9 protein-coding genes (1 of these 9 only partly in view) are annotated in these 11,628 nt (G+C 61.7%); 4 read left to right on the plus strand and 5 right to left on the minus strand.

What is annotated here, in order from left to right:
* The first annotated feature begins 22 nt into the window (after window positions 1-22).
* The 3 genes from QEO92_RS23830 (at window position 23) to QEO92_RS23840 (ending at window position 4,771) form a co-directional block, all read left to right on the plus strand.
* Window positions 23-1,417 carry a cytochrome P450 gene (locus tag QEO92_RS23830; protein WP_227704658.1) on the plus strand — a complete coding sequence of 465 codons (1,395 nt, stop codon included), beginning with the start codon at window positions 23-25 and terminating at the stop codon, window positions 1,415-1,417.
* Window positions 1,418-1,554: 137 nt separating this feature from the next.
* Window positions 1,555-2,487: a LysR family transcriptional regulator gene (locus QEO92_RS23835; RefSeq protein ID WP_227705249.1), complete on the plus strand. Its 933-nt coding sequence runs from the start codon at window positions 1,555-1,557 to the stop codon at window positions 2,485-2,487.
* Window positions 2,488-2,599: 112 nt separating this feature from the next.
* Entirely contained in the window at window positions 2,600-4,771 is a 2,172-nt protein-coding gene (locus QEO92_RS23840; protein ID WP_227704659.1) for a malate synthase G, read from the plus strand.
* A 74-nt stretch (window positions 4,772-4,845) separates the two neighbouring features.
* Here QEO92_RS23840 and QEO92_RS23845 read toward each other — a convergent pair whose 3' ends face one another.
* Window positions 4,846-5,511 carry a L,D-transpeptidase gene (locus QEO92_RS23845; RefSeq protein ID WP_037154347.1) on the minus strand — a complete coding sequence of 222 codons (666 nt, stop codon included), beginning with the start codon at window positions 5,509-5,511 and terminating at the stop codon, window positions 4,846-4,848.
* 178 nt (window positions 5,512-5,689) lie between these two features.
* On the opposite strand from QEO92_RS23845, the gene QEO92_RS23850 reads away from it, so the two are divergent.
* Entirely contained in the window at window positions 5,690-6,178 is a 489-nt protein-coding gene (locus QEO92_RS23850) for an MmcB family DNA repair protein (RefSeq protein ID WP_227704660.1), read from the plus strand.
* Here the strand turns inward: QEO92_RS23850 and QEO92_RS23855 are convergent, their stop codons facing one another.
* From QEO92_RS23855 to lhpI, 4 genes are all read right to left on the minus strand, one after another.
* Window positions 6,179-6,745, minus strand: coding sequence for an ActR/PrrA/RegA family redox response regulator transcription factor (locus QEO92_RS23855; protein WP_052182979.1), 567 nt, complete (start codon window positions 6,743-6,745; stop codon window positions 6,179-6,181).
* A gap of 83 nt (window positions 6,746-6,828) precedes the next feature.
* A complete protein-coding gene (locus QEO92_RS23860) occupies window positions 6,829-8,142 on the minus strand; it encodes an ActS/PrrB/RegB family redox-sensitive histidine kinase (RefSeq protein WP_227705250.1) in 1,314 nt (437 codons plus the stop codon).
* A gap of 86 nt (window positions 8,143-8,228) precedes the next feature.
* Window positions 8,229-10,715: an ATP-dependent helicase HrpB gene (gene hrpB / locus QEO92_RS23865; protein ID WP_227704661.1), complete on the minus strand. Its 2,487-nt coding sequence runs from the start codon at window positions 10,713-10,715 to the stop codon at window positions 8,229-8,231.
* Window positions 10,715-11,628, minus strand: the 3' portion of a protein-coding gene (gene lhpI / locus QEO92_RS23870) for a bifunctional Delta(1)-pyrroline-2-carboxylate/Delta(1)-piperideine-2-carboxylate reductase (protein ID WP_227704662.1). It continues 40 nt past the right edge of the window; only the last 914 of its 954 coding nucleotides appear in the window; the start codon falls outside the window, past its right edge — the gene reads right to left on this strand; it ends in the stop codon at window positions 10,715-10,717. The genes hrpB and lhpI overlap by 1 nt, the downstream gene beginning before the upstream one ends.

Below are 11,628 nucleotides of genomic sequence, written 5' to 3' on the forward strand. Positions count from 1 at the left end.
GAACCCCCGAGGAGGGCCGTCGATGGACATGCGCCCCGAACCCTTCGTCCCGCCGGCCCCGATGCCGAGGACCGTTCCGCCGACACGCCTTCAGATCATATGGACAGTCATGCACAACCCGCTTGAACTGTGGGGCCGGCCTTCCTTCACGCTTCCCTGGATCGAAACGAAATTCTTCAAGGAACGGACGCTGATCGTCAACGATCCGGGCCTGATCCGCCATGTGCTGGTGGACAATGCGGCCAATTACGAGATGTCGGAGATTCGCCAGCTCATCCTCAGGCCGATCCTGCGCGATGGCCTGCTGACGGCGGAAGGGCCGGTATGGAAGCGGTCCCGCAAGGCGATGGCACCGGTTTTCACGCCGAAGCATGCGAGAGGTTTTGCCGGGCAGATGCTGGCGAAGGCGGAGGAATATGCCGCCAGATATGCGGATGCGGGACCGGACGGCAAGATCTTCGACATATCGGTCGACATGACCGAGTTGACGTTCGCCATCCTCTCGGAGACGCTTTTCTCCGGCGAGATCGTCACGGCGAGCGAGAGTTTTTCCGACGATGTCGACCGGTTGCTGCATCGCATGGGCCGTGTGGACCCCATGGATCTCCTGCGTGCCCCGCCCTGGGTGCCGCGGTTGACGCGTATCGGCGGCAGCCGGGTACTCGGCAAGTTCCGCAAAGTCGTCGCGGATACGATGGCCTTGCGACGGCAACGGATGGCCGCGAACCCAGATGATACGCCGCAGGATTTCCTGACGCTGCTTCTCCAGCTCGAAGGCCCCGACGGCCTGACGCCGGACGAGATAGAGGATAATATTCTCACCTTCATCGGCGCCGGCCACGAGACGACCGCGCGGGCGCTCGCCTGGACGCTTTATTGCGTGGCGCAATCGCCGCATGTGCGCGAGCGCATGGAGGAGGAGATCGACCATGTTCTGGCAACCGGTGCCGAACCGGTGGAGTGGCTCGACCTGATGCCCTGGACACGGGCGGCCTTCGAGGAAGCGCTCAGGCTTTACCCCCCAGCGCCGTCGATCAATCGCGCCGCGATCGCCGATGACCATTGGGTCAGCCCGAGCGGCGAGACGGTCAGGATCGATGCCGGCGTCACCGTGCTGGTCATGCCCTGGACGCTGCATCGCCACGAACTCTACTGGGAAAAGCCGCGGGCTTTCATGCCGGAGCGTTTCCTACCCGAAAACCGCGGCGCGATCGGCCGCTTTCAATATCTGCCGTTTGGCGCGGGCCCACGCATTTGCATCGGTGCGACCTTTGCCATGCAGGAGGCGGTGATCGCACTTGCAGTGCTGATGCATCGCTATCAGTTCGACGTCACGCCGGAAACGAAAGTCTGGCCGGTGCAGAAGCTGACGACGCAGCCCCGCGACGGCATACCGATGCGGGTCAGTCCGCGTTAAGGCGGGAGCCATCTCGCCGAGCGGGTGTCATCAAGGACCGCAAGGCGAAGCCTGTCGAGATCACAATCCCTGGAGTTTATTTGCGATTTGGCTATAATAGCCAGGCGGTTATTCCAATAAGGAACAAATTCTCCGTGATCACCAATCTCGGCGACTTGGAAATCTTCATCAAGGTCGCAGTCACTGGAAATATGTCGGCCGCCGCAAGAAGCCTGGGTATTTCCCCGGCCGTGGTCTCCAAGCGCATCAAACGGCTGGAAGAGCAGCTCGGAACGCGTCTCTTGCAGCGCACGACGCGCCAGATCGGTTTGACGGACGCCGGCAGGGGATTTTACGACCGGGTTGCGAATGTCCTGACCGGCATCGAGGAAGCGGAGCAGTTCGTCTCGGGAAAATCGACTGAAATCGTAGGAACTCTCCGCATCTCCGCTCCGACATCCTTCGGGCGAATGCATATCGCGCCGCATCTTCCGACATTCATGCGGGCGCATCCGCTTCTCTCGATCGAACTGATGCTGTCGGACGACTTCACCGACATTATTGCCGAAGGCTATGACGTGGCGATCCGTATATCCGAGCTGAAGGATTCGAGCCTCGTCGCACGAAAATTGGTTCAGGTTCGACGGATCCTCTGTGCATCGCCGTCCTACATCGACCGTTTCGGCATCCCGGAGAAGATAGAAGACCTGGCGAACCATCATTGTCTGGCTCCGCATAACGGCGAACCCTGGAGGCTGGAAGGACCCAGGGGCCCCTTTGTCTATCGTCCCGCGGGAAGGCTGAAGACCAATTCGAGCGAGGTGGTTCGCGAAGCGGTGATAGCAGGTCTTGGTATAGCGTTGAGATCGACCTGGGATATCGGCAACGAGCTGAAGGAGGGACGCCTAGTGAGAGTGATGCCGGAATATGAAGGCTCAAGGAATGTGTCGGTTTCGGCCGTTTATCCGAGCCGGCAACATCTTCCCCCAAAGATCCGGGTATTTATCGAATATCTCGTCGAACTATATGGATCGGTACCTTATTGGGAGCGGCATGGCCAAACCTCCAGCGAAGCTTGGCAAGATTATTGATCAGCGCTGGGATTGTTTCCAATATTGCACAAGTCATTTGAAATTTATGCCATTGCAATTTCCTTCGGCGCAAATGAGACTCATCCGCATATCGTGGAGTTCGGAGGAGCCGATGGCTCGCGTTCAGAAAAATGGTCTCGCAATCGACGAGAAGCTTTATGATTTCCTGGTGAAGGAAGCGCTACCGGGCACCGGCGTGGGTGCCGACCGGTTCTTTTCCGAATTTTCGAAGATCGTTCATGATCTTGCGCCCAGGAACCGCCAACTGCTCGCCAAGCGCGATGCCTTTCAGGGAAAGCTCGATGACTGGTACCGCCGGAACGGCGCGCCGACCGATCTTTCGGCCTACGAGGTTTTCCTGCGCGAGATCGGTTATCTCCTGCCGGAAGGGCCGGACTTCAGGATTTCCACAGAGAATGTCGACCCGGAGATCGCCGAGATCGCCGGGCCGCAGCTCGTCGTGCCGGTCATGAATGCCCGTTACGCCCTGAACGCCGCCAATGCCCGCTGGGGTTCGCTTTACGACGCACTCTACGGCACGGATGCCATTCCTGAGATGTATGGGGCGGAAAAGGGCAAGGGCTACAATCCCGTCCGCGGCGCCAAGGTCATCGCCTGGGTCCGCGATTTTCTCGATCAATCGGCGCCCTTCACCGGCGCAAGCTGGACTGAAGTGACCTCCTTCACTGTCACCGGCGGAAAGCTGACGGCTGCCGCCCGAGACGGCAAGACCGTAAGTCTTGCCGACCTGAAGCAGTTTGCCGGCTATCTTGGCGAACCGGCTTCACCCACGCACCTGCTGCTCACGAAGAACGGCCTGCATATCGAGATCCTGATCGACGCGACGACCCCGATCGGCAAGGCCGATCCGGCGAAGATCTCCGATGTGTGGCTGGAATCGGCGATCACCACGATCATGGACTGCGAGGATTCCGTTGCCGCCGTCGATGCCGAGGACAAGGTCGTCGCCTATGGCAATTGGCTCGGCCTGATGAAGGGGGATCTCACCGAGGAAGTTGCCAAGGGTGGCAAGACATTCATCCGCCGCCTCAATCCGGATACGGACTACAAGGCGCCGGATGGCTCGAATTTCGCCCTGAAGCGCCGATCGCTGATGCTTGTCCGCAACGTCGGGCACCTGATGACCAACCCGGCGATGCTGGACAGCGACGGCAACGAGGTGCCGGAAGGCATCATGGATGCCATGGTAACCGCGCTGATCGCCATTCACGACATCGGCCCGAATGGTCGCCGGCAGAACTCCCGGACCGGCTCCATGTATGTGGTGAAGCCGAAGATGCACGGGCCGGAGGAAGTTGCCTTCGCCTGCGAAATCTTCTCGCGTGTCGAACAGGCGCTCGGCCTGCCGACGAACACCATGAAGATGGGCATCATGGATGAGGAACGCCGCACGACCGTCAATCTTAAGGAATGCATCCGCCAGGCGCGCGAGCGCGTCGTCTTCATCAATACCGGCTTCCTCGACCGCACCGGTGACGAGATCCATACCTCGATGGAGGCCGGTCCGATGATCCGCAAGGGCGATATGAAGCAGGCGGCCTGGATCGGCGCTTACGAGAACTGGAATGTCGATATCGGGCTCGAATGCGGCCTTTCCGGCCACGCGCAGATCGGCAAGGGCATGTGGGCTATGCCGGACATGATGGCGGCGATGCTGGAGCAGAAGATTGCCCATCCGAAGGCCGGCGCCAATACTGCCTGGGTGCCGTCGCCGACCGCCGCCACGCTGCACGCCACGCATTATCACAAGATCGACGTCGCCGCCGTTCAGGCGGGCTTCAAAAGCCGGCCGCGCGCAAAACTCTCCGACATTCTGTCCGTTCCGGTCGCGTCGCGGCCGAACTGGACGCCGGAGGAAATCCAGCGCGAGCTCGACAACAATGCGCAGGGCATTCTGGGTTATGTTGTGCGCTGGATCGACCAGGGTGTCGGTTGCTCCAAGGTGCCGGACATCAACAATGTGGCGCTGATGGAAGATCGCGCGACGCTGCGCATTTCGTCCCAGCACATGGCCAACTGGCTCCACCACAAGCTGGTGAGCAAGGAGCAGATCGTCGAGACCATGAAGCGCATGGCTGCCGTCGTCGATGGCCAGAACGCCGACGATCCGCTCTACGTGCCGATGGCCAGGGATTTCGGCGGCTCGGTTGCCTTTCAGGCGGCGCTCGATCTGGTCTTGAAAGGCCGCGAACAGCCGAACGGTTACACGGAGCCGGTCCTGCACCGCCGCCGGCTGGAACTGAAAGCCAAACTCGCCGGGTGACCGGTAGACAGATCACAAAAACAAAGGCCGCCGTGAGAAATCTCGGCGGCCTTTCTGTTCTTGCCGATATCGGGTTACTGAATTACGACGACCTTGGTGTTGCGGCCCGGACGGACGCGGCTGTATAGGTCGATGATGTCCTGGTTCATCAGGCGGATGCAGCCGGACGAGGCCGCCGTGCCGATGGAAGCCCATTCCGGCGTGCCATGCAGGCGGAAAAGCGTGTCCTGGCCCTTTTCGTTGAAGAGATACATGGCGCGGGCACCAAGCGGGTTGCCGAGGCCCGGCCCCATGCCGTCTTCGACATACTTGGCGACGTCCGGACGGCGGGCGGCCATTTCTTTCGGCGGGTGCCAGTTCGGCCATTCCTGCTTCCAGGCAACGTAGGCTGTGCCCGACCACGCAAAGCCCTGCTTGCCGACGCCGATACCGTAACGCACCGCCCGGCCGTTCGGCAGGATATAGTAAAGAAAGCGCTCCCGCGTGTTGACGATGATCGTGCCCGGCCGTTCGGTGGTGGAATAGCTGACGATCTGCCGATGGAATTTCTTGTCCACACGGCTGATCGGGATCGCCGGCAAGGTATAACCGGCGTCTTTTATCGAACCGTAGGAATCGGTGAAGATCTGCGAGGTCGTGACGGTTGCGACCTCGGTACCGCCGGAAGTCGTCGTGGAGCATCCGGCCAAGGCGGCAGTTGCCAACAGGCCGAATGCGAGCATGCTGTTGCGAAAGCGCATGGAAATCTCTTGGAAGAAACGAATCGATTGCGACAGGTGTGCGAGCACCTTTGATGACGGGTTATTTTCGATTACATTGCACTTGGCAAGCCGCTGCAGCGCACCAGAAGAGAGCCGGCGCACAAATAAAAATGCCATTGCGTTTTTGCAACATTTACCGGCAGCGGCACGGGAAACCATGACTATACTCAACGTTGTCAGCAACAATCCGCTCATCGATGGGCGCCAGTCCGCGCGCGCCATGATGGTGCGCAAGGGCGTGCAGATCCTGCTGCATGACATGCGGCATGCACTTATTCCGGAACTCGTGCTGACAAGCGGAAGACGCGCCGATCTCGTCACGATCTCCGAAAAGGGCGAGATCTGGATCATCGAGATCAAGACTTCGGTCGAGGATTTTCGCGTCGACCGCAAATGGCCCGAATACCGCGCCTATTGCGACCGGCTGTTCTTTGCCACCCATAAGGATGTGCCGCTTGAGATCTTCCCGGAAGATTGCGGCCTTTTCCTTTCCGACGGCTATGGCGGGCATTTGGTGCGCGACGCACCGGAGCACAAGCTGCCGCCTGCGACCCGCAAGGCGATGACGCTGAACTTTTCCCGGACCGCCGCCCAGCGCCTGATGCTGGCAGAATGGGCGAACGGCAAGAGCTTTGACGAGCTGTGATTATTTCGGCGCGCGCTTCGCAAGAATGCGCTGCAGCGTGCGGCGGTGCATGTTGAGCCGGCGGGCTGTCTCGGAGACATTGCGTTCGCACATCTCGTAGACACGCTGGATATGTTCCCAGCGCACGCGATCGGCCGACATGGGATTTTCCGGCACGTCCGCCTTTTCGCCCGGCCGCTGGGTGAGCGCATTGAAGATATCGTCCGCATCCGCCGGCTTGGAGAGGTAATCGACCGCGCCGAGCTTCACGGCCGTAACGGCGGTGGCGATGTTGCCGTAACCGGTCAGCACGATCGCCTTGGTATCCTCGCGGTTCTGGCGGATCGCCTCGATCACGTCGAGCCCGTTGCCATCGCCGAGACGAAGGTCGACGACCGCATATTTGGGCGGGCGGGCTTTCGACTTGGCGATCCCCTCGGCCACCGATTCTGCTGTGTCCACCACGAAGCCGCGGCTTTCCATGGCGCGCGCCAGCCGGCGCAGGAACGGGCCGTCGTCATCGACGATCAACAGCGAAGGATCGGGGCCGAGCTCGTGGTCAGTGGTCTTTTCCAGATGCGTATCCATGTGTTCGTTTCTCCGCGGCTTTCGGTTTTTGCGAAGGCCCGCCTTTCCTTTTCATTATGTCCCGTCGGACCACCATCGCAAAGTCATTTCGAGTCTCGTGCTTCCATCACCGAACGCGGCCATTCGATATGGATGCGAGCACCCGCATCACCGTTATCGCGGTTGCCGAAGTGGATCGATGCGCCGGACCGTTCGAGCAGCGTCTTGGCGATGAAGAGCCCGAGCCCGAGCCCGCCCGCCCGTTCGTCCTCCCTGGGTCTCTTCGTCATATAGGGTTCGCCGATCCGCGAAAGAATATCCGGCGCATAACCCTGGCCATCGTCTTCGATGGTGATCGCCACCCATTCCGCATTGTGCTCGACCATCACCGTTACCTTGCTCTTGGCGTAGTCGACGGCGTTTTCGATGAGGTTGCCAAGGCCGTAGATGATGCCGGCATTGCGGTTGCCGACCGGCTCCGCCGTTCGGTCACCCTTCTCGATGAGTTCGATCGCTATGCCGAACTGCCGGTGCGGCGCCACGACTTCCTCGATCATCGAGGAGAGCGGCAGACGGCGCATATGCTCTTCATTCTCGGCCGAGAGCGAGGTGAGCCGCCGAAGGATATCGCGGCAGCGCTCGCTCTGGCTTCGCAAGAGCTGCACGTCTTCCCGGAAGCGGTCGTCGTCGGAAAGCTCGCGCTCCATCTCCTTGGCGACGACGCTGATCGTGGCGAGCGGCGTGCCGAGTTCGTGGGCGGCCGCGGCGGCAAGTCCGTCGAGCTGCGAAAGATGCTTTTCCCGCTCCAGAACCAGTTCCGTCGCCGCAAGCGCGTCCGCAAGCAGGGTCGCTTCGTGGCTGACGCGATAGGCGTAGAACGCCGCGAACATCATCATCGAGGCGATCGCGCACCAGACGCCGAGCTGCATGATCGGCTGGATGCGCAATTCTTCTCCCGGATACCAGGGAACCGCATAGGGCGAGAAAGCAAGCACAGTTGTGCACACGAGAGCGAAGACGATCAGTACGAGTGAATGGCGTAGCGGTTGGGACGCAAAGGCGATGATGACCGGAACGCAGATCAGCGGTGCAAAGGGATTGGCAAGCCCTCCGGTGATGAACAGCAGTGCCGCCATCTGCAGCAGGTCGAAACTGAGCAGGGCGAGCGCCGATTTCGGCCCGAGCCGGTAAGTGGTCGGAAACCAGACCGAAAGCATGAGATTGGCGGCGGCAAGCGCGCCGACCAGGACGGCGGCTTCCCGCAGCGGAAGCGGAAACCTGAGCAGCAGCCCGACAATAAGAACGGTGATCGTCTGGCCCGCGACGGCAAGCCAGCGCAGCCGCACCAATGTCTGAAGCCGGATGCGGCGGCTCGAAGGGCTGAATTGCGCAGAACGCAGCGATGGATTGTCAGCGATCACAATTTGTCTCTTGCTGCCGCGGCCACTCATGATTGAGCCGGCTTCATAAACCGGTTGGACTTCCGGTCGCAGGCGGCATTCTGTCACGTCCCGCGCGGTTTGGCACGCGTCGTCGGAAGCGCTTCGGCGGGATCCTCCGGCCACGGATGCCTGGGATAACGCCCGCGCATCTCGGCCCGCACGTCCTTCCAGGAGCCGGTCCAGAAGCCCGGCAGGTCGCGGGTCGTCTGGATCGGCCGGTGCGCCGGCGAGGTGAGTTCGAGAAGCAGCGGCAGCTTGCCTCCCGCCACCGATGGATGTTTCTTCAATCCGAACAATTCCTGCACACGAATGGAAAGCGTCGGTTCTTCGGCGTCGTAGCGGATCGGATGCCGCTGGCCGGTAGGCGCTTCGAAATGCGTCGGCGCCAGCCTGTTGAGATCCGGCGCCACCGCAGGGGGGATCAGCGACCGCAGCCCTTCCGAAAGACTGCCGGGCTCGACGGAATCGAGACCCGAAGTATTTCCCTGGAACGGCACGAACCAATCGTCGAGCCTGGTGAGCAGCGCTTCGTCGCTGACATCCGGCCAGGGCTCGCCGAGCGATCGGCGCAGGAAACCGATCCTTTCTCGCAATTGCATTCCATCCTTGGAGAATGGCAGAGCCTGGAGCCCGAGTTCACGCACGCCCTCCGCCAGGGCTTTTGCCGCCTGTTCACCGGCAGGCCGGGGCAGCGGCTTTTCTTCGAAAATGATGGCGCCGAGGCGCCTTACCTTGCGGGCGCGGACCTGGCGGCTTGTCCGGTCGAAGAAACATTCATCCTTCTGCTGGATCGCCCCGGCAAGTTCCGCCTCTACGCCTGCGCGGCTGATTTCCGCCGCAGCAAGAATTCTTGCCTGTGCCGCCCGGCCGGTAAGGTCTGCTATGACCAGCATTTGTGATGCGGCAAGCCGCTCGGTCTCCGGCAGTTCAGCTCCGCGGCCGTTTGCCATGACGAAGCGTCCCCGCCCGCCGCGCTGTAGCGCGATCCGGTCGGGATATGCATGCACCAGGAGCCGGCCTGCGGTCACCGGCTCGCTGGACTGTGACGTCTTCGGCAGGTTGGAGGCGATTCGTTCCGCCAGTCTGCGGGCCGATTCAGCACGGTCGCCGCGTTCGTTGCGAAACCGGCGCAGCCGCTCATCGAGATCGATGTCGCTGCCGCCGAGGCCCTGTTCGGTCAGAAGAACGGCAAGCAGGCAGGCCTCCCGGCCAAAGCCCTCTTCATTTGCGAAGATCGCCATCGCCGAAAGGCGGGGCGGAAGCGCAAGCTCCCGCATAAGCCGGCCGTGTTCAGTAAGGCTACCCTGGGGATCGAGCGCGCCGAGCTGCGTGAGCAGACCCCTTGCTTCGCTGAAAGCCGGTCCAGGCGGCGGATCCAGAAAGGCAAGCGTCTTCGGATCCTGCACGCCCCAATGGGCAAGGTCGAGCGCCAGGCCGGAAAGATCGCTGGCGAGGATCTGCGGCGGGGTGAAGGGTTGAAGCGCCGCCGTCTGCCCCGGATGCCAGAGTCGGACGGCGATGCCCGGTTCGGTACGGCCGGCGCGGCCCGCCCGCTGGTCGGCCGATGCGCGCGAGACCCGCACCGTCTCCAGCCGCGTGATCCCCGTCGCCGGCTCGAACACCGGCAGGCGTTGCAAGCCGCTGTCGACGACGATCCGCACGCCGTCGATGGTGATCGATGTCTCGGCGATCGATGTGGCAAGCACGATCTTGCGCTGCCCGGTCGGCGACGGCCTGATTGCCAGATCCTGCTCCTTCTGGGAAAGATTGCCGTAAAGCGGCACGATCACGGTTTCAGGTCCGAACTTGCCCTCCAGCCGTTCCGCCGTCCTGAGGATCTCCGCCTGTCCCGGCAGGAAGGCGAGGATGGAACCGGTTTCGCTCGCATGTGCTTCGACGATGGCGCGCGTCACGGAGCCCTCGATCCGTTCGTTCGGTGCCCGGTCTCGATGCCGGATATCGACCGGAAAGCTCCGCCCTTCGCTCTTGATCACCGGCGGATCGTCTAGCAGGCCCGCGACCCGATCGACATCGAGCGTCGCCGACATGACGAGAACACGCAGGTCGTCGCGCAACGCGGACTGCACGTCGAGTGCGAGCGCCAGGCCGAAATCCGCATCGAGCGACCGCTCGTGAAATTCATCGAAGATCACCGCGGAAATGCCGGTGAGCTCCGGATCGTCGAGGATCATCCTGGCAAAGACCCCCTCGGTCACCACTTCGATCCGGGTTCTGGCTGAAATCCGATTGTCGAGCCGCATCCGGTAACCGATCCTTTCGCCGACGGTCTCGCCGATGAGGGACGCCATCCGCGAGGCTGCCGCTCGTGCTGCCAGCCGCCGCGGTTCCAGCAGGATGATCCTGCCCGAACACCAGTCCTGATCGAGTAGCGCGAGCGGCACCAGCGTTGTCTTGCCGGCGCCCGGCGGAGCGGAGAGCACCGCCCGCGTGCCACGGGCCAGGGCCTCGGTGACTTCCCAGAGAACGTCGGTGATCGGCAGTTTCGGCAGGTTTCCGGCGATCGGTCCAGCCTTATAGGAAACAGCCATCAGCCGGACACCTGTCCGGAGGCATGCTGATAGGCGAGAATAGCACCGGCGAGATCCTCGAGCGCCGCGCCGACCGACTTGAAAAGCGTGATCTCGTCGACTCTGGTTCGGCCTGGATGCTTGCCGCGTGCCAATTCGGCAAGCTCGGCTTTTATATCTTCCATTGCCAGGATGCCGCTTGCGAGCGGCTGGACGATATCGCCTCCTTCCTGTGCGGCGCCCGCACGCGTGTCCACGAAGACGAAAGAGCGCCGCACCGCTTCATCATCGCTTTCGCGCATGCTTGGCTTGAAGGCGCCGACAAGATCGAGATGGGTGCCGGGCTTAAGCCACTCGCCGCGAATCAGCGGTTGGCTCGATAGCGTAGCGCAGGAAATGATATCCGCTTGGCAGGCTGCCGCACCAAGATCGTCGACGGCAACCGCGTCGAAGCCGAGTCCCCTTGCTTCCTTGGACGTCTCTTCTGCTTTTTCGTAGCCGCGTCCCCAGACAAGGAACCGCTTCAGCGGCCGCGTGACCGCATGGGCCTGTATCAGATTGAGCGAGAGGCGGCCCGTGCCGACCATCAGCATCGTCTCGGATTCTTCCCGTGCCAGATACCTTGCGGCAAGCGCTGACGTTGCAGCTGTGCGCCGCGCGGTAAGCTCCCCACCCTCGACGATCGCCAGCATCTCGCCGGTCTTGCCGGAGGAGAGAAGATAACTGCCGATGATCGTCGGAAGCGCGCGCAAATGATTATCGGGAAAGAGGTTGAGAATCTTTACGCCGATATGGTCGCCCGGCACCCAGGCCGGCATGAGCAGCATCACGGCGCTTGCTTCGCCCGGCACTTCCATCTCGTGATGATGACGGACCGGCATTACGCAATTGCTGCGGAACATCCGTTCAATCGCGTCGATCAGCTCCTTAAACG

This window comes from Neorhizobium petrolearium (assembly GCF_029854435.1).
Classification (GTDB): Bacteria; Pseudomonadota; Alphaproteobacteria; order Rhizobiales; family Rhizobiaceae; genus Neorhizobium; species Neorhizobium petrolearium.